The 19,960-nt window shown below is 72.0% G+C and carries 17 protein-coding genes; 6 read left to right on the top strand and 11 right to left on the bottom strand.

Annotated features, from left to right (window positions below):
- Window positions 1-95: 95 nt before the first annotated feature.
- Genes ACIBM5_RS10345 through fxsA form a run of 3 tightly spaced genes read right to left on the bottom strand, consistent with a single transcriptional unit; the run spans window position 96 to window position 2,874 of the window.
- A complete protein-coding gene (locus tag ACIBM5_RS10345) occupies window positions 96-1,466 on the bottom strand; it encodes an HEXXH motif domain-containing protein (protein WP_396006430.1) in 1,371 nt (456 codons plus the stop codon).
- Entirely contained in the window at window positions 1,463-2,617 is a 1,155-nt protein-coding gene (locus ACIBM5_RS10340; RefSeq protein ID WP_396006429.1) for an FxsB family cyclophane-forming radical SAM/SPASM peptide maturase, read from the bottom strand. The genes ACIBM5_RS10345 and ACIBM5_RS10340 overlap by 4 nt, the downstream gene beginning before the upstream one ends.
- A gap of 14 nt (window positions 2,618-2,631) precedes the next feature.
- The gene (gene fxsA, locus ACIBM5_RS10335) at window positions 2,632-2,874 is read right to left on the bottom strand and encodes an FxSxx-COOH cyclophane-containing RiPP peptide (RefSeq protein WP_391584885.1); all 243 of its coding nucleotides are present in this window, start codon (window positions 2,872-2,874) and stop codon (window positions 2,632-2,634) included.
- A 299-nt stretch (window positions 2,875-3,173) separates the two neighbouring features.
- Here fxsA and ACIBM5_RS10330 point away from each other — a divergent pair, with 299 nt between their 5' ends.
- The 3 genes from ACIBM5_RS10330 (at window position 3,174) to ACIBM5_RS10320 (ending at window position 6,305) form a co-directional block, all read left to right on the top strand.
- A complete protein-coding gene (locus ACIBM5_RS10330) occupies window positions 3,174-4,253 on the top strand; it encodes a TIR domain-containing protein (RefSeq protein ID WP_396006427.1) in 1,080 nt (359 codons plus the stop codon).
- A gap of 122 nt (window positions 4,254-4,375) precedes the next feature.
- The gene (locus tag ACIBM5_RS10325) at window positions 4,376-5,341 is read left to right on the top strand and encodes a hypothetical protein (RefSeq protein WP_391584883.1); all 966 of its coding nucleotides are present in this window, start codon (window positions 4,376-4,378) and stop codon (window positions 5,339-5,341) included.
- A gap of 70 nt (window positions 5,342-5,411) precedes the next feature.
- Window positions 5,412-6,305: a TIR domain-containing protein gene (locus tag ACIBM5_RS10320; RefSeq protein WP_396006426.1), complete on the top strand. Its 894-nt coding sequence runs from the start codon at window positions 5,412-5,414 to the stop codon at window positions 6,303-6,305.
- A 24-nt stretch (window positions 6,306-6,329) separates the two neighbouring features.
- Here ACIBM5_RS10320 and ACIBM5_RS10315 read toward each other — a convergent pair whose 3' ends face one another.
- From ACIBM5_RS10315 to ACIBM5_RS10295, 5 genes are all read right to left on the bottom strand, one after another.
- A complete protein-coding gene (locus ACIBM5_RS10315) occupies window positions 6,330-6,983 on the bottom strand; it encodes a hemerythrin domain-containing protein (RefSeq protein ID WP_396006425.1) in 654 nt (217 codons plus the stop codon).
- Between the two features lie 254 nt (window positions 6,984-7,237).
- On the bottom strand, window positions 7,238-7,915 hold the full coding sequence (locus ACIBM5_RS10310; protein WP_391584880.1) for a uracil-DNA glycosylase: 678 nt from the start codon (window positions 7,913-7,915) through the stop codon (window positions 7,238-7,240).
- A gap of 219 nt (window positions 7,916-8,134) precedes the next feature.
- Window positions 8,135-8,692: a DoxX family protein gene (locus ACIBM5_RS10305; protein ID WP_391584879.1), complete on the bottom strand. Its 558-nt coding sequence runs from the start codon at window positions 8,690-8,692 to the stop codon at window positions 8,135-8,137.
- Between the two features lie 85 nt (window positions 8,693-8,777).
- Entirely contained in the window at window positions 8,778-9,644 is an 867-nt protein-coding gene (locus ACIBM5_RS10300; RefSeq protein ID WP_396006424.1) for an ABC transporter ATP-binding protein, read from the bottom strand.
- A gap of 115 nt (window positions 9,645-9,759) precedes the next feature.
- Window positions 9,760-10,773: a WD40 repeat domain-containing protein gene (locus ACIBM5_RS10295; RefSeq protein ID WP_396006423.1), complete on the bottom strand. Its 1,014-nt coding sequence runs from the start codon at window positions 10,771-10,773 to the stop codon at window positions 9,760-9,762.
- 152 nt (window positions 10,774-10,925) lie between these two features.
- On the opposite strand from ACIBM5_RS10295, the gene ACIBM5_RS10290 reads away from it, so the two are divergent.
- Window positions 10,926-11,729 carry a hypothetical protein gene (locus ACIBM5_RS10290; RefSeq protein WP_396006422.1) on the top strand — a complete coding sequence of 268 codons (804 nt, stop codon included), beginning with the start codon at window positions 10,926-10,928 and terminating at the stop codon, window positions 11,727-11,729.
- A gap of 309 nt (window positions 11,730-12,038) precedes the next feature.
- Here the strand turns inward: ACIBM5_RS10290 and ACIBM5_RS10285 are convergent, their stop codons facing one another.
- Window positions 12,039-12,503, bottom strand: coding sequence for a MarR family winged helix-turn-helix transcriptional regulator (locus ACIBM5_RS10285; protein WP_396006763.1), 465 nt, complete (start codon window positions 12,501-12,503; stop codon window positions 12,039-12,041).
- Window positions 12,504-12,734: 231 nt separating this feature from the next.
- On the opposite strand from ACIBM5_RS10285, the gene ACIBM5_RS10280 reads away from it, so the two are divergent.
- Both ACIBM5_RS10280 and ACIBM5_RS10275 read left to right on the top strand, forming a co-directional pair.
- On the top strand, window positions 12,735-14,174 hold the full coding sequence (locus ACIBM5_RS10280; protein ID WP_396006761.1) for an MFS transporter: 1,440 nt from the start codon (window positions 12,735-12,737) through the stop codon (window positions 14,172-14,174).
- 132 nt (window positions 14,175-14,306) lie between these two features.
- Complete coding sequence (locus ACIBM5_RS10275; protein ID WP_396006421.1) at window positions 14,307-15,098, top strand: PIG-L deacetylase family protein; 792 nt, start codon at window positions 14,307-14,309, stop codon at window positions 15,096-15,098.
- Window positions 15,099-15,257: 159 nt separating this feature from the next.
- On the opposite strand, the gene ACIBM5_RS10270 is transcribed toward ACIBM5_RS10275, so the two are convergent.
- Window positions 15,258-16,142 carry an RNA polymerase sigma factor SigF gene (locus ACIBM5_RS10270; protein ID WP_396006420.1) on the bottom strand — a complete coding sequence of 295 codons (885 nt, stop codon included), beginning with the start codon at window positions 16,140-16,142 and terminating at the stop codon, window positions 15,258-15,260.
- Window positions 16,143-16,506: 364 nt separating this feature from the next.
- Entirely contained in the window at window positions 16,507-19,881 is a 3,375-nt protein-coding gene (locus ACIBM5_RS10265) for a pyruvate carboxylase (protein ID WP_396006419.1), read from the bottom strand.
- Between the last annotated feature and the right edge of the window lie 79 nt (window positions 19,882-19,960).

The following is a 19,960-nucleotide window of genomic DNA, read 5'->3' as shown; positions in this document are numbered from 1 at the left end:
GCTTCGTTTCGACGCGCGTGGGATTGCCCTCCCCGTCCGTCACTCGTTGTTCCCAGGCTACCCGAGTCCATCACGCGAAGTGACTCCTCGTGACATCAGGTAATCTCATGTTCTCTCTCGTTTCGTATCGTTTTACTCATGCCCACCACCGGCCCACCCGGGCCGGAACCGGCTCCGGCACCGTTTCGCTCCGCCCAGGTCCGCCGGCCCGATCGCACCCGTTCGGCCGCGCGGCGCGCCGCGTCGGCGGGCACGTCCTCCCGCCACCACGGCTCGACGGTCTCCGCCATGCCCGCCACGACCCGCGCACCGTCCGACGTCAGTTCGCCGCACGCGCGCAGCGTCCCGATCGCCTCCGCGACGTGCGCACGGTGCACGGCGAACTCGGCCTGCGCCCGATCCTGCTCCTCCCCCGCGGCGCTGTGCCGCCGAATCCGCCAGAAGTCCGCGATCCCCAGGTGCGCGTAGGCGCCCTGCAAGAGCGCACCCACCGGTCGGGGGTCCAACCGCCAGGGCGCCCGATACCGGAGCGTCGAGCGTTCCGAGAGATTCGTGATGTCCTGTACCGCGCCGAGCTTGTTGTGCTGGAACTCGTGGATCAGCGTCACGGCCAGCGTGATCGGCCCCATCGCCGGCGTCAACGCGATGCTTCCGAACGCGTATCGAGACGACGAACTGAGGCTGGCCCCCGGTTCCGCGACCACCGGAACCAGCGTGGACAACGCCTGGCCCAGGCCGGTCGCGTAGGCCCGGTGGGCAACCGCCAGCCGGCCCCACGCATTCACGAAGTTCCTTTGCAGCAACGATACTTGGTGCGCGGACAACCGGGGCGTCGGCTCCCAGCGGTGTACGTCGCGATAGGGGTCCACGTCCTCGATGGCCACGGTGGCGGACAGCCCTGCGGCCGTCGCGGAACATACCCGATTGGCCTCGTGTCGCGCGATCCGATCGTCCGGGCGCCACTGCCGCCCGATCCGCGCGGTCCGACCCGGGCCCTCGGCCGCGCGCACCCGGCCGAGCGTGGGCAGGTACACCCATCCCTCCACGGCGCGAACCGGGATCTCGCCCGGGTCGTGCTCGGGACCGGCGCGCAGCGCGGCGGCGGTGGCGATCGAGCCGAGGTGGTCGAGCAGGCGATCCGCGTCCGGCGCGGGCGAGAGCGCCTCGGGTCGACGCAGCCACAGCAGGCAGCGCATCGCCCAGGCGCCGGTGTACGGATGCATCAGCACCGTCCGGGCCGCCTGCGGCGCGGTGCGCTGGATCCGGGCGAGCAGGTCCAACGCGTCGACCAGGTGCGCCGTGCGGGCACTCGGCAGGCGTTCACGGGCGGTGGCGACGACCGCGTACACCTGGAGCAGTCGGCGGCTCTCCTGGGCCCGGACGAGCGCGGCCACGGCCTCGGATCCGCCGTAGCCCGCCGCGAGTTCGGCGAACACCGCGGCGTCGAGGCGGTGTGTGCGGATCACCGCCGCCGCCCCTGGCCCACCAGCGCCCGCACGTCCGCGCGTACCCGATGCCCCACGTGTTCGATCAGTGCCCGCAGGTCGGCGCAGTACACCGAGGGATTGTCGAATCCGTTGGCCGGGTGGTAGCGATGCGCCCGCAGGCCACCCCCGCAGGTGCGCAGTACCGGACAGCGCCGGCAGGTCGGGCTCGGCTCGGCCGTCCCGCCGCCGGGACCGGTGTGGGCGGTCGCGGCGAGCACGGTCGCCGGGTCGTGCCGGAAGACGTCCAGCCCGGTGGCCGCCGCCCCGTCGTAGGCGGCCTTGAGCGCGTCCTGCCGCTCGAAGGTGCCGTCCGTCTCGATCACCACCGAGCCCGCCGGGCTCAGCCCGAGCGTCTCGCTGTGCACGGACCGGCCCAGCGTCAGGTCGACCAGGTCCTCCAGGATGCGCACCCGGGTCTCCCGCACGGGCGCGCCGTACCAGCGGTCGAAGACGGCGATCAGCCAGTCGGCATGGGCGGTTGCGTCGGGGCGGGCACCGGGCGGCGGATACTCCCACGTGGCGTGCGGCAGCAGCAGGTCGATCATCGGCGGTGCCTGCGCGAGCAGTTCCTCGTAGGTGGCCACCGGATCGTTGGCCAGGTCGATCGTGGCGAGCAGCCCGCCGTACAGCGGCCGGTAGCGGGGCCGGCGCAGCAGTGCGATGCCGCGCACCGTCCCGGCGTGGCTGCCCCGCCCGTCCGGCCCGCGCCGGTGCCGGTCGTGGGCGAGTTCGTCGCCGTCGAGCGAGATGCCGACCCGGATCCGATGCGCGAGCAACACCTCGGCGCAACGCTCGTCCAGGAGCACCCCGTTGGTCTGCAGGGTGAAGCGCGGTTCGGCCACGCCCGCCAACGCGGCCCGCAGTTCGTGCGCGATGGCGTCGAGGCGATCGGGTCCCACCAGCAGCGGCTCACCACCGTGCAGCACGATGTCCAGCGTCCGCAGGCCGGCCCGCTCGGCGTGCGCGCGCAACCATCGCCCCACCGCGACCACCGTCTCCTCGGCGATCAGGCGGGGCCGGTTCCGCCAGCCCTGGTCCCGGAGTTCGTACACATAGCAGTAATCGCACGCCAGGTTGCAGCGCGCGGCGATCTTGACGATGAATTGCCGAAACGGTATCGCCTCGTTCATCGGCCCTCCCACGGTCAGTTCCGGATGCCGGAACTCCCGTCCGACCGGGGTTCGTCGGCACCGTCTTCGGAGTCGGCCGGCACCCAGATCTCGGCGAAGGCGGGCTCGACGGCACTGTCGAAGGTGGCCACCACCGCCTCCGAGGGCTCCTCGGACTCGCGGATCAACCGGCGCAGCGCGGAGCCGAGCACGGACGCCGGCAGGTCGTCCAGGTCGTCGAGACAGAGCCCGTCGAGGTCCGGCAGAGCCGACTCCACGTCACCGCACTCCCCTTGCATCCGCAGGTCCCCCGTTCTCCCGCGTCGCCCCGATGTTCGAGTCCGCGTCGGACGACCGGCGTGTGCCGCTCGCGCGTGCCGTCCGAGTGAAACCCGTACATTCGAGTGCGGAACGTATCGCCACGATTACACAAGCCTTCCTATACTAGCCGGGCCGGGTCGGCCTGCGCGATGCTCTGTGTGGGCAGAGTCGTACACACGAACGGTCGGCACGGGGGCGGCAGTTGCCGGACCCGCCGCCGGCGCCGGCGCGTGGGACGCTCGGCCGTCCTTGTACGGTGCTCGATCCCGGGGGTCGCTTGGTGGACTACGACTTCTTCACGAGTCACGTCGCCGACCGCGACCCCAAGTGGGCGGCCCGCTTTCACGACGACATCGAGGCGGAACTGCGGCGCGGGGGCGACGGGGTGCGCGCGGCGATCCGGTTGCAGCCCACCTTCGGGCCGATCCAGGTGCCGGACGGCGACCCGCCCGCACAGGCGCGGGCGATGGTCGCGCTGTGCTCGGACGACTACTTCGAGGACCTGGAGTGCGGGCGCGACTGGGCGGTGTTCACCGACCGATTGCGTCGACACGAGTCGATCGTGGGCATCTCGCCGCCGAATCTGATCGCCGTGCCCTGGACCACGATGGAGCAACCGCTCCCGGCCGCCCTCGGCGCGATCGAGTGGCCCGCCGGGATCGCCGGGCCGAGCGGGGGCCCGAGCGTGTTCGACATGTTGCGGCTGGGCGGCATCCGCGACCTGGGGTACGTGCGGGCGGTGCGCGCGGTCGCCGATCGGGTGGCCGCGGCGCTGCGCCATCGGCTCGCGCCGCTGACCCCCGGCGAGGCGGCCGAGATCGAGCCGCTGTTCGGCAGCCACGAGGCCGGCTCCCGCACGCTGCCCGAGGCACCACGCCGGTTGCCCATCCTGGAACCGGTCCCACCGGCCCGCACCGACCTGGTGATCAGCTACGTGGGCAACGACCTCGCCTGGGCCGACTGGGTCAGCGAGGTACTCACCTTCGAGGACTACCGGGTCTCGCTGAGTCGTTGGGACTGGAGCGCGGGCGTGAGCTTCGGCAAGGCCATGGCCCAGGCGCGCGGGTTGGGCGAACACGTGATCGCGCTGTTCTCCGAGCACTACTTCGAGGCCAGACGGCTGGCCATGGACGAATGGGAGGAGGCCCTGGGCGATGCGGACTCCGGGGGCCGGTTGTTGCCGATAGTGGTCGGTCGCACCCAGGTGCCGTCGATGTTCCGCGGCGTGCGACCGGTCGACCTGACCGAGGCGGACGCGGTCGGTCAGCGCGATCTGCTCGTCGACGCGGTGCACCGGTTCGCGCCGCTGCCCGCGCGGAATCCGGGGTTCGCCTGACCGTGTCGGAGCCGATACCCCCGCCGCCGCGCCCACCGAGACCCGCCGAACCGCCCAGACCGGCCGAACCGCCCAGGATGGCGCCTCCGCCCCCGCCGCGCTCGCCCACGGACAATCCGCCGGTGTGGCACGTCCCGGGCACCAGGGGGCGCTTCTACGGGCGCGACGGCACGCTCGCCGACCTGCGCACGCTGCTCCAGGCCGAACACCGCGTCGTGCTGCGCCCGCAGGACGACCTGCCCGGCCTGGGCACCACCCACCTGGCTCGGGAGTACGCCTACCGGCACCGGCACCTGTACGACGTGGTGTGGTGGTTCGACTGTGCCGCCCGCCCCACCGAGAGCGGCGTGGCCTTCCTGCATCGCATCCTCGAACAGCTGACCGACCTCGGCCATCGGGTCGACCAACAGGTCGGCCCGAAGCACGAACTACAGTCGCGGGAGGGCTGGTTGCTGGTCTTCGACGAGGTCGACCGGCCGGGTCTGATCGGTGAGATGATTCCGGCCGGCCCCGGCCACGTGCTGATCACCAGCACCGATCCGCTCGCCCGCCACCTGGGCAGCACGGTCGATCTGCCGCCGCTGGACCGCGGTTCGTCGGTGCTGATGCTCTTCGACGCGCATCGCGAATTCGAGCTGGAGATGGTCACGGCCGAGGCGATCGCCGCGTTCGTCGGCGACCGGCCCGCGGCGATCGCCCGGATCGCCGAACTCTTCGCGTCCGGCCTGGTGACCCCGGACGTGACGCTCGAACTGCTGCGCTTCGGGAACATGGCCAAGCTGTCCCGGACCATCCCGCAGAACCAGGTCGTCTATCTCGCCGACCTGTTCCTGGCCGTGCGCGGGTTGCGGGCGCCGGACACCTGGTCGATCTGGCTGGATCTGTCCGAGGACTATCTCGAACACCAGTTGTTGCACCGGCACATGACCGACGCGCGGTCGATGCTGCTGCACATGATCCGGACCCTGGTCAACGGCCCGGAACCGATCCACTCGTTGCAGTGTCTGTGTCGCGCGCTGCACGACGTGCTGCCCAACACCCAGGGCGTGGAGGAGGTCTGCCGGGCGATCGACAACCTGCCCGGCTGAACGGGTGGCTCCGCTTCCGTATCGGGCGAAGGAGCCGAATCCGGCCGGCCGGTGCGCGATGCTGGTACGCATGGCGAACGACGGGGAGCACGGGGGCGACGCGGTGCGCTACTTCATCAGCCACGCCGGTTCGGACACCGCCTGGGCGGAGTGGGTCGCCGGCCAACTCGTCCTGGCCGGCCTGGAGGTCGAACTCGACGCGTGGGACTGGGCGACGGGCGAGAACCTGACCACCAAGGTCAGCCGCGCGCTGGACGGCGCGGGGCACATGATCGCGCTGTTCTCGCCCGCGTACTTCGTACCGGAGCGCTGGACCACGGTCGAGTGGACCGCGATGTCGGACGCGCTGCGCGGCAGCGGTCGCCGCCTGATCCCGCTCGTGGTGCACGAGTTGGATCGCGAGGAGATCCCGTCGGTGTTGCGGCCGTTGCTGCGCAAGACGCTGTACGGCAAGTCCGAGGAGGACGCGCACGCCGAACTGATGGCGGCGATCCACGGTCCGTCCCGGCCCGCCGATCCACCGGCGTTCCCGGGCCCGCGCACGGACGGGGCCGCCGGCTCGCCGCCGCCGGCGCCCGTGTCCCCGCCCACGCCCGCGCCCGCGCTGCCGGCCGCGCCGGTGCTACGCCGCACCATCACCGCCGGGCAGACCCGCGAGTTGACCGACGCGATCCTGGCGGTGCCCCGGATCGCCCGGACCGACCTGTGGAACCTGTGGCTGGATCTGGCCGAGGACTACTTCGAACGACCGCTGCCCCGCGAGCAGATCGCCGCGCCGCGGATCATGTTGCTGCGGCTGATCCACGACCTGTCCACACTCGCCGAGCCGGAGCCGGCGCGCGCCCTGGACGCGCTGGTGCGTGCGCTGGGCGACGTGCAACCCACCGGGCCGGAGATCGAACACGTCCGTGCCCTGCTGGCCGCACTGACCAGCCCGACCGACGCGGTCGACCACACGTCCTGAGCCGGGCGGAGTGCCGAACCCGGCTCAACTCCCGTATGCGGCCCGCCGACGCCGCTCGTAGGCCCGCCGCCACCCGGCCCGCCACAACAGGGCCGTGCCGGGCGGGATCCAGCGCAACACCCGCCGTCGTTCGGCGTCGGTGGCGTGGTGCAGGTGGAAGGCGACGAGCGCGGGCAGGTCACGGCCCCAGACCCGCACGGTGCGGGTCGGCATCCGCCCGTCGGGCGTGCCGCGCACGTGCCGGCGCATCAGCGGGAACAACTGGTGCTCCTCGGCCAGACTGTGCCGGGCCACCTGGTCGTACAGCCGCCCGATCGCGGGGGAACGATCACGCAGCGGCACACTCGTGTCGGCCGCGCGGCGCATCGCGTCCTCCAGGGCCGAGTGGTCCACCTGGAACGCGGTCACGGTGCGGGCGGCACGCGGCGAACCGGCGCGCACCCACGGATACAGCACGGTGTGTTCCTCGCGGTGATGCGCGCGCAGGAAGCGCAACACCAGCGCGAGATGCTCCTCGACCGCGCGCACGCGCAGGATGTCGACCGGGTCGAGGTGTCGGGTCACCTCGGTCAGTCGGGCCAGTTCCTCGCGCAGACCTCGGTGCGCGACATAACCGGGAGTGAGATCGAGAGTGGGGCTGGGAGTGGGGGATACGGGTGAAACGGTGGTCGTCGACACGGGGCCGCCTCGGAGGCATGGAAAGAGGGAGCCTCACACCGTAAGGGCTTGCCGTAGGTGCTCCGTACCAATGCAAGGAGATTTTCGGCCATTCCCGATCGGCGCCCGTTTCCGGTCCGATACCGGCCGAGCCGATACCGAACCGGAACGCCGGTTGTCGTTTTTCTTGCGCCCGCGCCGGAGCGGGTTCGGCGCCGGTTCTCGACGTGCCGGTCTTGGAGACGTCGGTCCTCGCGGCGCCGGTCCTCGACGAGCTAGTCCTTGAGGTTGGGGATCGTCCAGTCGATCGGCTCGTGCCCCATGGCCGCCAGCGCGGCATCTATCTGCGAGAACGGCTTGCTGCCGTGGAAGAGCTTCGCGGACAGCGGCGAGGGGTGCGCGCCCTGCACGATGGTGTGCTTGGCGGTGTCGATCAACGCCGCCTTCTTCTTCGCGTGGCCGCCCCACAACACGAACACCACCGGCTTGTCCCGGTCGCTCACCGCCTTGATCACCGCGTCGGTGAACTTCTCCCAGCCGCGGCCCTTGTGCGACGCGGCCTCGTGCGCACGCACCGTGAGCACCGTGTTCATCAGCAGCACGCCCTGCCGCGCCCACGGCATCAGGTAGCCGTTGTCGGGGATGGGCAGACCGATGTCCGCGTGCATCTCCTTGTAGATGTTGCGCAGCGACGGCGGGATCTTGACTCCGGGCCGCACCGAGAAGCACATGCCGTGCGCCTGGTTGTCGTCGTGGTACGGGTCCTGCCCGACGACGAACACCCGCACGTCGTCGTACGGCGTCGCCTCCAGGGCCGCGAACACCTCGTCCTCCGGCGGGAAGATCTGGTGTTCCTTGCGTTCCGCGTCCACGTACGCGGTCAGCTCGGCGTAGTACGGCTTCGCCAACTCCTCCGCGAGCACGGGCTGCCAGGACTCGGGCAACGTCTGCACAGCAAGAACCTCCACACGAGGGCGCAACGCCCATGGATCAACGTGGGATCCAACGTAGTGGCTCGCCCGGACACCTCGGTCCGCACCGCGTGCATCGGTGCGGACCGAGGCGGCCGAAGTATTCCGGCTCGACCGTCTCGTCCGGCTTGCACCCCGAGGACCTCGGCAGGCTCGCCCGCGAGGGTCTCGGCCGGCTCCGCCTCGAACGTCCCCCCGGGGCTACGCCTCGAGCGTCTCGTCCGGCTTCGGGTCGGGCTTGTAGCAGAGCTTCATCAGCAGCGCGGCGTTCGCGACGCCGACGCCGGCCGCGAACAGCGCCGGGCGCAGGCCCGACTTCTTGCGCCCGATCAGCGCGTCCACCGAATACCTGCCGTTGCCGAGCGCGGCGAGCGCGACCGCGGCACCGCCGACCACGGCGGTGTACTCCCAGCCGCCCTTGAAGACGAAGAAGCCCTTGCCCTTGTGGTCGGTCGCCGCCGCGACGCTCATCAGGCCCACCGTCGCCGCCGCGGGCAGCGGGTTGGCCACGCCGAGCGCGATGCCCACACCGGCCGCCATCTCGGTGCCGGCCGCCAGGCGCGCGTGCACCTCGGCGGGCTTGAGGCCGAGCGACTCGAACCAGCCGGTGGTGCCGGCGAGGCCGCCGGGGCCGGCGACCTTGTTGTAACCGTGCGCGAAGAGCATCGGACCGAGCGTCGCGCGCAGCACGAGCGCCGCCACATCGCGGCCTTCGGCCGCCACCGCGGCCTTCTTCTTGCCGAACATTGCCCACCTCATCAACTGACGCATCGTCACATTTCTGTGGGCAACCTACCCGAACAAGCGACGCCGGCGGGGACCGGGCGGCCGGCCGACGACGCCCTCACGCTCCGGACGGGCCGATCCCGGCGTGGTCGACGCGGTCGGCGCCCACCCGCGCGGCGACATCGGCCCCGGCCTCCGCCGCCGCGTCCGCCTCGACCATTCGGGGCACCACGACGGGGGTGTCGTCCCCCGGCGCCCGGAGGATGTCCGCATCCACGTCGTACAGCGCCCGCACCAGGGCCGCGTCGACGACCTCCTTCGGCGGCCCGGACGCGATCACCTCGCCCGCCCGCATCGCGACCAGCACATCCGCGTACCGAGCCGCCGACGCCAGGTCGTGCAGCACCATCACCACGGTGCGCCCGCCCGCGGCGACCTGCCGGACCAGGCCCAGCACCTCGACCGCGTGGCCGAGGTCCAGCGCCGAGGTCGGCTCGTCGAGCAACATCACCGGCGCCTCCTGCGCGATCACCATCGCGACCCAGCAGCGCTGCCGCTGCCCGCCGGAGAGCCGGTCCAGCCGTCGATCGGCCAGGTCCAGCACGCCGGTCGCGGTCAGCGCGTCCCGGCAGACCCGCTCGTCCGCGCGCGACCACTGGCGGAACAACCCCTGGTGCGGATGCCGGCCGTAGCGGACCAGTCCGGCCACGGTGACCGCCTCCGGTGCGGTCGGGTTCTGCGGCAACAGCCCCACCCGATGCGCGGCCTGACGGGGCTTCAGTCGCCAGATGTCGTCGCCGCCGACGCTGACCCGACCCGAATCCGGTTTGTGCAGGCGCGCGATCGAGCGGAGCAGCGTGGACTTGCCGCAACCGTTGGGGCCGACGATCGCGACCACGCTGCCGGCGGCCACGGACAGGTCCACGCCCGACACGGCACGATGCCCCGGATATCCGGCGTGCAGATCTTCCACGAGCAGTTCCATGGGCGGACCCTCCCGGCCGTACACAGCATAGGTAAGGCGAGGCTAACCTAAGCGGCCGGGTCGCCGGCACCGCCGGCCTCGATCGGAGGGCATCGACCGCAGGGCGTCGACCCGGTCAGCGGGTGCCGATCTCGCGGAACCACTGCGTGCCGACCCGCCCGGTGCGGTCCGCGAACAGCAGCGCGTCCCGCCCGTGCCAGACGAGCGCGGTCACCGGCGCCGCGACGTGCCGTCGGGCCAACGGGGTCGGCACCCGGCGGGCCGAGCCGGCGCGCACGTCCCACACCACGAGCATGCCGTCGCCGCCCGACGTGGCCATCAGTGCGCCGCCGCCCGGCCGCCAACGCGGCGCGCACGCCTGCGGTTGGGCTGGGAGTCGGCGCGGGCGCGGGCGAACCCGGCCGCCGCGCGCGGCTAGGTCCCACACGGTCAGTCCGGCCCGGTCCTCCGCGGCCAGTCGGCGTCCGCCCGCGTCGAGCGCGAGCCCGGTCACCGGCTCGGTCCCGGCCGCGCCGAGGTCCTCGTGCGTACCGCCGACGCCGCGTACGTGCACACTCGGCACGTCGCCCGCCGCGCACAACCACGCGCCGTCCGGCGCACCGGCGAGCACCCGCACCGGGATCGGGTACGTCCACACGTTCGTCCGCCCACGCGGCCCGTACATGTGCACCTCACCGCCGAGCGCGACGGCGAGCCCGCCGACCGAGTCGACCCAGACCACGTCGTCCACCCGGACCGGTCCGTCCACGGCCCGCCACGACTCGGTGCCGGTGTCGCCGGCGTAGACCCGCACGGCGCCGCCGAAGAACACCGCGCACCGGCTGCCCGCGGACCACGCAAATCGCGCGGGCAGGCCCGGCGTTCGCATCAGCAGTGCGCCGTCGGTGATCCGCCACAGCGCGTACCCGGTGGGGCCCGCGAGGGCGACCACCGTGCCGTCGGGCGAGAAGCCGGCCCGGTCCACCCCGCCCGGCAACACGATCCGGGCCTGCAGTCGCCCGGTCGCCGCGTCCAGCAGCCGAACCCCGCCGGCGGCCCCCGCGACCACGCACGATCCGCCCGACAACGCGACGGCGGACGGTACATCGTCGATCCCGTGCTCCCAGCCCAGCCCCGTACGTGTCGCCATGACAGTCATCGCGGCCCCCTTGTTCGCGGGGCGATCCTTGCGCCTTCGTGTTTCGACCAGGAAAACTCTCAGGTCGAGACCGGTTTCCCTGGGTTCGACGAGTCTGCTAGTAAGACGATCGCACTTGTTCGCCGATGGATCGGATCACACCGTTGAGCACGCTCGAAGGTACGGCGCCGACCGTGGCGGACATCGCAGGCGCGAGCGGGAACGAACCCACGATCTTCGTCGCGGGCCTTATCCTGGTCGCCGCCGGCGCCCTGCTCGCACTCGCGGGCCGACGGCGCTTCGCGGACGACCCGGACGGGGAGTACGACGAGGACGTCGCCGACCCCACACCGGCCGCGGCGCCGACGCCCGTTCCGGGCGGCAACTCGGCCCAACTGCCCGCGCCGGCACCGGAATCGGCGAGCACGTCGACGGCACGACGCCCCGCGGACACCCCCGCCGCGACACCGACCGCGTCGCGCCCCACCGCAACGGAACCGGCCGCATCGAAGCCGACCGAGCCGGCCGCGGAACCGACGACCGTCGCGAACTCGGCGGCCACGCCGCCCGAACCCGCCGGTGCAGCCGGTGCACCCGGTGCGAACCACCCACCGGGGGCGGCCACTTCGAAGCCGGAGCCGGAGCCGGAAGTGGATTCCGCGCCCGAGCCCCGCTCGAAGGCCGACCGAAAGCCGGAGCCCGACCCCGCGCCCGTGACCGAGCCCGTATCGGAGCCGGTGCCCGACCCCGCACCAACGCCCAAGGATGACGCCGACCCCGAGCCGAAGTCCGCTCCCGAACCGACAGCCGAGTCCGGCGCCGAACCGAAGTCCGCCGTGCGGCAGGCGGCCGAGCCCGAGACCACCCCCGCCACCACTCCCGCGTCGGCGCCCGCTTCCGCCACGAAGGCCGAACCCGATCCGGCGGCCGATCCCGAGCCGGAACCCGGCCCGCCCAACGGCGCCTGACCCTTCGTCACCTCACCACCCCGACAACCGACCCGGCCCGGCAACGCCCCGCCCACCGCCCCGGTTCCGGCACCCGGCACCCGGTGCCGGGCGCCCGGCGCCCGGCACCCGGCGCCCGGCGCCCGGCACCAACGCCCTCCGGCAGCCTTGGTCACCCCGCGCACAACGCCCCAGGGGAGCCACCCCCGCCCACCACGCCGCTCCTGCGCACCACTCGGCCCGCGCCAACCACGCGCAACACCGCCGAACACACCACCCGGCCCGCACCCACCCGCGCAACGCCGCCCGAGCGCCCCACCCGACCCACGTTCACCCGCGCGCAACGCCGCCCGTGTGCGCAACGTCGCCCGTGTGCTCGACGCCCAGTTCGTTCCGGGGCCATTCGCGGCCCTCGACGCTCTCGACCGATCGGTTGAACCGCGTCAGTACCTCGAACAGTTCGCGGCGTTCGCCCTCGTCCCAGGAGGCCAGGACGCGTTCCAGGCCGTGGCAGTGGGTGGCGCGCTCCCCCGCGAGCCGTTCCGCGCCGCCCGCGGTGATCCGTAGCTTGCGGGCGAGGCCGCCGTCCGGGTCCGCGATCCGTTCCGCGTCGCCGGCCCGCAGCAGCGCGGCCACCTGCCGGTTCACGGTCGAGGTGTCGAGCCGAAACGCCTCCGCGAGTTGCCCGATCGACATCGGCCCCTCGACCTCGAGTCGGGTCAGCAGCAGGTAGGCCGACCGCTCCATGCCGTCACCGTGCCGCTTGCCCATGACGTGGTGCCGAGCGATCAACATCAACTCTCGCTCGATGCCTTCCAACACGTCCGCTCCCGCCTTCACACCAATGCGCCTGCCCGGAAACCTGGCGCCATGCCCAGGCAATGTGCACGATACACACCATGTGTATCGTGCACATTGGTTGACCGCAGCAACCACCCGGCGATCCTCTGGAGGCAGTCCGTGACCGGTCCGAGCGGCATACCCGAGCCGAGCCCGGCGGGCGCTCCCGCTCATCCGCCCGAGCCCGTGGACCGGGCCGGGTCGGTGGTGGCGGTACTGGCGTTCTGCGGCGTGGTCGTGGCGCTCATGCAGACCCTGGTCGTCCCGCTGCTGCCCAACCTGCCCAAGCTGCTCGACACCTCGCCCGCCAACGCCTCCTGGGTGGTCACCGCCACCCTCCTCTCCGGCGCGGTCTGCACTCCCGTGATGGGCCGACTCGGCGACATGTTCGGCAAACGCCGGATCCTGATCGTCAGCCTCGGCCTGATGGTCGCGGGCTCGGTGTTGTGCGCGCTCTCCGACACACTGCTCCCGATGGTGCTCGGCCGTTTCCTCCAGGGCGCGTCGTTCGGCGTGATCCCGTTGGGCATCAGCATCATGCGGGACGAACTCCCGCCCGCGAAGCTGGGTTCCTCGATCGCGCTGATGAGCGCGACGCTGGGCATCGGCGGCGCGATCGGGCTGCCGGTGGCCGCGCTGATCGCGCAGAACGCCGACTGGCACATGATGTTCTGGGCCGCGGGCGCGATCGGCGCGCTCGACGTCGTGCTCGTCCTGCTCCTGGTGCCCGAGTCGCCGGTCCGCCTGCCCGGCCGCTTCGACTTCGCCGGTGCGGGCGGGCTGTCCGTCGGATTGGTCGCCCTCCTGCTCGTGATCACCAAGGGCGCGGACTGGGGCTGGGGCAGCACGGTCACCCTGGTCCTGCTCGCCGTCGCGGCGGTCGTCCTGGCCGGCTGGGGATGGCTCGAACTGCGCACCGCACAACCACTCGTGGACCTGCGCATCTCGGTGAAGCCGCAGGTGTTGTTCACCAACCTCGCCTCGGTGGTGGTCGGCTTCGCGATGTTCGCCCAGTCGCTGGTGTTCCCGCAGGTGCTGATGAACCCGGAGAACACCGGCTACGGGCTGGGCAAGAGCATGGTCGTCGCGGGCCTGTGCATGGCGCCGTCCGGCATCGTGATGATGCTGGTCTCGCCGCTGTCCGCGCGCCTGTCCGCGGCCCGCGGCCCGAAGGTCTCGCTGCTGGTGGGCACCCTGGTGATCGCGATCGGCTACGCGCTCTCGGTGTTCATGCTCGACGCGGTCTGGAAGATCGTCGCGATGGCGGTCCTCTCGGCGGTCGGCGTCGCGTTGGCGTACGCCGCGATGCCGTCGCTGATCATGCAGGCCGTGCCGATCGGCGAGACCGGTTCGGCGACCGGTCTGAACACGCTGATGCGCTCGATCGGCACCTCGACCTCCAGCGCGGTGATCGGCGTCGTGCTCGCGAACATGACGATGCACACGGGCGGCCGGGAGTTCCCCTCCCACGACGCCTTCGTGACCGCGCTGTGGTTGGGCTGCGGAGCGGCCGTCCTGGGCCTGCTGGTCGCGCTGTTCATCCCCGGGCGCAAACCGGTCGAAGCCGCGCAGATCCCGACGCAAAACCGAAAGGAGGGCTCCCCGGCGGTCCGTACGGCCACCTGACGGCGCATCAATTCCCGCGTCGCACATGGCCAAAACCAACCCGGGTAGCCGATGCTCGTAAGTCTTACCCCGGCGCCGACCTCACGATTGGGAGATCGCCACCCCCATCCCACCCTTCGACAGGGAGACACCATGAGCCTTCCCACCTTCCGTGGATCGCGTTCACCCGCACCCGACCCGGCTCCCGGGCCGACCTGGACCACCGAGGCCGAGTGGCAGCGCCAGGCGTTGCCGGTCGCCCTGCCGGAGGACTGGCCGGGCCTGGCCGGCGGACTGGTGGTGGTCGCGGCGCACCCGGAGGACGCGCTGCTGGGCGTGGGCGGACTCATCTCCCGCGCGGTCGCCGCCGGCTCGCCGGTGCGGGTGGTCAGCGTCACCGACGGCGACGCGTCGCACCCGGGCAGCCGGTTACCGGGTTCGGTGCTGGCCGCACGGCGGGTCCGCGAGTCCGACCGGGCGTTCGCCACGATCGTCGGCAATCCCGGCGGAGTGGCCCCGGTCGAAGTGATCCGGCTGCGCGTCCCGGACCGCACGGTCAGCACTCACGAACGGGACGTGGTGGACCGGCTGATCCCGCTCGTCTCGGGCTTCACGCTGTGTGTGAGCAATTGGCGCGAGGACGGCTTCGCCGATCACGAGAGCACCGGCCGCGCGGCCGACGTGGCGTGCCGGGAGACCGGTGTGGGTCTGCTGGAGTTCCCGTTGCGCATGTGGCAGTGGGCCCGGCCGGACGACGGTCGGGTGCCGTGGAGCCGGGCGCTGCGGGTCGACCTGACCGAGGTGCAACAGGCCCGCAAGGAGCGGGCGCTGTCGTGCCTGGCCTCCCAGATCGCGCCGCTGGTGCCGGGCCGGGACGACCGGGTGCCGCTCCCGCCGGAAAAGCTCGCGTACTTCCGGCGCCCCTTCGAGGTGCTCTTCCGCTGACCCGACGGGGCCTCGCGCCGAACGCGGATGCGCGTTCCCCTTCCCGATGCGGGCGTGAGCCCGGCGGCTTCGACCGGCCGGCGATCAATGCTCGGCGACCGTCGCGCCGCTCGGGAGCTGGGGAACGCGCGCGGTCGCATCGACGGCGTGCGCGGGTGGTCAGCCCGGGATCATCAGCCGCTCGCGCAGCGACGCCAGAGTGCGGGCGAGAAGGCGGGACACGTGCATCTGCGAGATGCCGATCCGCTCACCGATCTGCGCCTGGGTGAGATTTCCGTAGAACCGCATGACCAGGATGGCGCGCTCGCGCTGCGGCAGTTCGGCCAGCAGCGGGCGCAGCGCCTCGCGGTACTCGACCAGGTCGAGCGCGTGGTCCTCGGAGCCGAGCCGGTCGCCGACCGTCTCCTGGCCGTCCGCGTCGCCGTAGGCGGTCTCGTCCAGCGAGGTCGCGGTGTACACCGTGCAGGCGTCCAGACCTTCGAGCACCTCCTCCTCGGTGATGCACAGGCGCTCGGCCAACTCGCGCGGCGTGGGCGTGCGTCCGTGCAGCGCGGTCAGTTCGTCGGTGGCGCGCAGCAGTTCGGTGCGCAGTTCGCGCAGCCGGCGGGGCACCCGCACGGACCACGAGGTGTCCCGGAAGAAGCGCTTGATCTCGCCGATGATGGTCGGCATGGCGTACGCCATGAAGCTGCTGCCGCGATCGGCCTCGTAGCGGTCGATCGCCTTGATCAGGCCGATCGTGCCGACCTGGACGATGTCCTCGACCGGTTCACCGCGCCGCCGGTAGCGCCCGGCGGCGTGCCGGACCATCGGCAGGTTCAACTCGACCAGCAGCCCGCGCAGGTACGAGTGGTCCACGGTGCCCGGTTCCAGCGTGGCGAGCCGGGCGAGCATCAGATCGCCCGCCGCCCGGGCCATCGGCGTGGGCAGCCGGGTGACCAGATGCGGGTGCGCCAGCAGGTCGTCGAGATCGACGGTCGGCGGCGGGGGGGCGGCGGCGCGGGGTTCCGCGGTCGTGTCGAGGGTGCTCAGGCGCACGGCCATGCAGGGTCTCCCAATCCGGATGGATGGACACCGATAACCCCGAGCGACATCGAGTCTGTGACCTGGAGCACAGGAAGATCAAGAGCCCTCCGGGGGTACGTCCTGACGTCAGGATCGCGACATGCGGTCCCACCTCGGGAAACGACGGACCGACGAAACGGAAAAAACGAACGAAAGCAGCCCATACGGCGCAACGAAACCAGGCATCGGGTAATCAAACGTCTGCCAAACGTGTCCGGAAAACGCCACGAACCACCACCCGAATGCTCGGGTGGTGGTTCGTGTGGCGCAGGCCGATCGAGAAAACGATCGAGTTGGCGCCGGAATCGATCGACTTCGATCCCGGACGCCCGGATCGGACCGGTCAGCCCAGTTCGAGCAGCAGGTCGCCGGCCTCGACCGAGGACACCGAGCCGATCGCCAGCCGGGCCACGGTGCCCGCGCTCTGCGCCGTGATCGACGCCTCCATCTTCATCGCCTCGATGGTCGCCACCGTGCCGCCGGCCTCGACCTCGTCGCCCACGGCCACCTGGAGGGTGACCACCCCGCTGAACGGCGCGGCCACGTGCTTCGGGTTGTCCGGGTTGGCCCGCTCGCTCTCCGGACGGGCCGGCTTGACCGAGCGGTCGCGCACCGAGAGCACCCGCGGCTGGCCGTTCATCCGGCAGTACACGGTGCGGAAACCGCGCTCGTCCGCGTCGCCGACCGCCTCGACCGCGAGGTAGAGCGAGACCCCCGTGGACAACTTGATGGCCAGTTCCTCGCCCTGGACCAGGCCGTACAGGAACGGCACGGTCGGCACCGCGGAGACGTCGCCGTACAGCCGCTCGGCCTCGTCGTAGTCCTTGGCCGGGCCGGGGAACAGCAGCCGGTTGAGCGTGTCGCGCAGTTCGTCGCCGTCCAGCGCGGCATCCTGCTCCGCGGTCAGTTCCACGGTGCGGGTCGAGCTCGCGGTGCGACCCGCGAGCGCCCGGGTGCGGAACGGCTCGGGCCAGCCACCGGGCGGCGTGCCCAACTCGCCCTGGAGGAAGCCGATCACCGAGTCCGGCACGTCGAACGCGCCCGGGTCGGCCTCGAACTTGGCCGGGTCGGCGCCCACCGCGCTCAGGTGCAGGGCCAGGTCGCCGACCACCTTGCTGGAGGGGGTGACCTTGACGATGTTGCCCAGGATCCGGTTCGAGGCCGCGTAGGCGTCCTCGATGTCCTCGAACTTGTGGCCCAGGCCCAGCGCGATCGCCTGCTGGCGCAGGTTGGACAGCTGGCCGCCGGGGATCTCGTGCCGGTAGACCCGGCCGGTGGGCGCGGGCAGGCCGGACTCGAACGGCGCGTACGCCTCGCGCACCGCCGCCCAGTAGGGCTCCAGGGCGCACAGCGCGTCCAGGGACAGGCCGGTGGCACGCTCGGTGTAGTCGGTCGCGGCCACGATCGCGGACAGCGGCGGCTGGCTCGTGGTGCCCGCCAGCGCGGCCGAGGCGCCGTCGATCGCGTCCACGCCCGCCTCGATGGCGGCGAGGTAGGTGGCCAGCTGGCCACCCGCGGTGTCGTGGGTGTGCAGGTGCACCGGGAGGTCGAAGCGCTCGCGCAGCGCGCCGACCAGCGTGCGGGCGGCGGGCGCCCGGAGCAGCCCGGCCATGTCCTTGACGCACAACACGTGCACGCCGGCCTCGACCAGCTGCTCGGCGAGCCGCAGGTAGTAGTCCAGCGTGTACAACTTCTCGGCCGGGTTGGACAGGTCGCCGGTGTAGCACAGCGTGCCCTCGGCGATCGCGTGCGTGCCCAGGGTGGCCTCGATCGCCGGACGCATCGCCTCGATGTCGTTGAGCGCGTCGAAGATCCGGAACACGTCGATGCCGGTGCGGGCGGCCTCCTCGACGAACTTCACGCACACCTTGTCCGGGTACGGCGTGTACCCGACCGTGTTGCGACCGCGCAGCAACATCTGGATGTTGAGGTTGGGCATGCCCTCGCGCAGCGCCGCCAGGCGGTGCCACGGGTCCTCCTTGAGGAAGCGCAGCGCGACGTCGTAGGTCGCGCCGCCCCATGCCTCGACACTGAGCAGTTCGGGCGTCATCCGCGCCACGTAGGGCGCCGCCGCGGCGAGGTCGTACGTGCGTACCCGGGTCGCCAGCAGCGACTGGTGCGCGTCGCGGAACGTGGTGTCGGTGATCGCCAGCGCGCTCTGCTCGCGCAGCGCCCGGGCGAAGCCGGTCGCGCCCAGTTCGAGCAGCCGGTCCCGGCTGCCCGCGGGCAGGTCGCCGGTGGGCAGTTCGGGCAGCTTGGTGCGCGGGACGGCGATGCTCGGGGTCGGGCCGTACGGACGGTTGACCGTGACGTCGGCCAGGTAGGCGAGCAGGCGCGTGCCGCGGTCGGCGCCGGGGCGCGAGCGCACCAGTTCGGGGTGCTCGTCGATGAACGACGTGGTGATCCGGCCCTCGCGGAAGGCCGGGTCGTCGAGCACGGCCTGGAGGAAGGGGATGTTTGTCGCGACGCCGCGGATGCGGAACTCGGCCACCGCGCGCCGGGCCCGGCTGACCGCGTCGGCGAAGGTCCGGCCCCGGCAGGTCAGCTTGACCAGCATGGAGTCGAAGTAGGGCAGCACCTCCGCGCCGGTGTAGGTGCCGCCGTCCAGGCGCACGCCCGCGCCGCCCGGTGAGCGGTACGCGGACACCGTGCCGGTGTCCGGGCGGAAGTCGGCCGCGGGGTCCTCGGTGGTGATCCGGCACTGCAGGGCCGCGCCCTGGATGCGGATCTCGCTCTGCACCAGGCCCAGGTCGGCCAGGTTCGCGCCGGCGGCGACCCGCAGCTGGGCCTGGACCAGGTCGACGCCGGTGATCTCCTCGGTGACCGTGTGCTCGACCTGGATGCGCGGGTTCATCTCGATGAACACGTACCGGCCACGCTCGTCGAGCAGGAACTCCACGGTGCCCGCGTTGCGATAGCCCACCGCCTCGGCGAAGCGCACCGCGTCCGCGCAGATCCGGTCCCGCAGCTCGGGGTCCAGGTTGGGCGCGGGGGCGATCTCGACGACCTTCTGGTGCCGCCGCTGCATCGAGCAGTCCCGCTCGTACAGGTGCACCACGCCGCCGTCGGCGCCGGCGAGGATCTGCACCTCGATGTGGCGCGGGCGGATCACCGCCTCCTCCAGGAAGACCGTCGGGTCGCCGAAGGCGGTCTGCGCCTCGCGCATCGCGGTCTCGATCGAGGAGCGCAGGTCCTCGCGCCGGTCCACCTTGCGCAACCCGCGACCGCCGCCGCCGGCGGCGGCCTTGACGAAGATCGGGAAGCCGATCGCGTCCGCGGCGGCCACCAGTGCGTCCACGTCGTCCTGCGGCGGCGCGGTCTGCAGGGTGGGCAACCCGGCGCTCTTCGCGGCCTCCAGCGCGCGCACCTTGTTGCCCGCGAGCGAGAGCACGTCGGCCGAGGGGCCGACGAAGGTGATCCCGTTCGCCTCGCACGCCTCGGCGAGCAGCGGGTTCTCGGACAGGAAGCCGTAGCCGGGGTAGATCGCGTCGGCACCACACGCGATCGCCGCGCCGACGATCGTGTCCACGTCGAGGTAGGCGCGCAGCGGATGGCCCCGCTCGCCGATCTCGTAGCTCTCGTCCGCTTTTTGGCGATGCAGGGAGTGCCGGTCCTCGTACGCGTAGACGGCGACCGTGGTGATGTCGAGCTCGGTGGCGGCGCGCAGGGCGCGCACGGCGATTTCGCCTCGGTTGGCCACCAACAGCTTACGGATCACGAGCTACGTACCTCCTTGCCCGGGGTGTCCGGGTGCGGGGGAAATCGGACGGGTGCCTCGGGACGACAGAGTGCCGTGC

It is taken from the genome of Embleya sp. NPDC050493, from assembly GCF_044458105.1.
Lineage (GTDB): Bacteria > Actinomycetota > Actinomycetes > Streptomycetales > Streptomycetaceae > Embleya.
This window is presented reverse-complemented; position numbering and strand designations above follow the sequence as displayed.

What these genes read in the sequence shown, in the direction of transcription:
- ACIBM5_RS10305 (WP_391584879.1), bottom strand. Translation starts at nt 8,692, where the DNA reads ATGAGGTGGGCAATGTTCGGCAAGAAGAAGGCCGCGGTGGCGGCCGAA.
- ACIBM5_RS10300 (WP_396006424.1), bottom strand. Translation starts at nt 9,644, where the DNA reads ATGGAACTGCTCGTGGAAGATCTGCACGCCGGATATCCGGGGCATCGT.
- ACIBM5_RS10340 (WP_396006429.1), bottom strand. Translation starts at nt 2,617, where the DNA reads ATGAACGAGGCGATACCGTTTCGGCAATTCATCGTCAAGATCGCCGCG.
- ACIBM5_RS10320 (WP_396006426.1), top strand. Translation starts at nt 5,412, where the DNA reads ATGGCGAACGACGGGGAGCACGGGGGCGACGCGGTGCGCTACTTCATC.
- ACIBM5_RS10295 (WP_396006423.1), bottom strand. Translation starts at nt 10,773, where the DNA reads ATGGCGACACGTACGGGGCTGGGCTGGGAGCACGGGATCGACGATGTA.
- ACIBM5_RS10285 (WP_396006763.1), bottom strand. Translation starts at nt 12,503, where the DNA reads ATGTTGATCGCTCGGCACCACGTCATGGGCAAGCGGCACGGTGACGGC.
- ACIBM5_RS10275 (WP_396006421.1), top strand. Translation starts at nt 14,307, where the DNA reads ATGAGCCTTCCCACCTTCCGTGGATCGCGTTCACCCGCACCCGACCCG.
- ACIBM5_RS10270 (WP_396006420.1), bottom strand. Translation starts at nt 16,142, where the DNA reads ATGGCCGTGCGCCTGAGCACCCTCGACACGACCGCGGAACCCCGCGCC.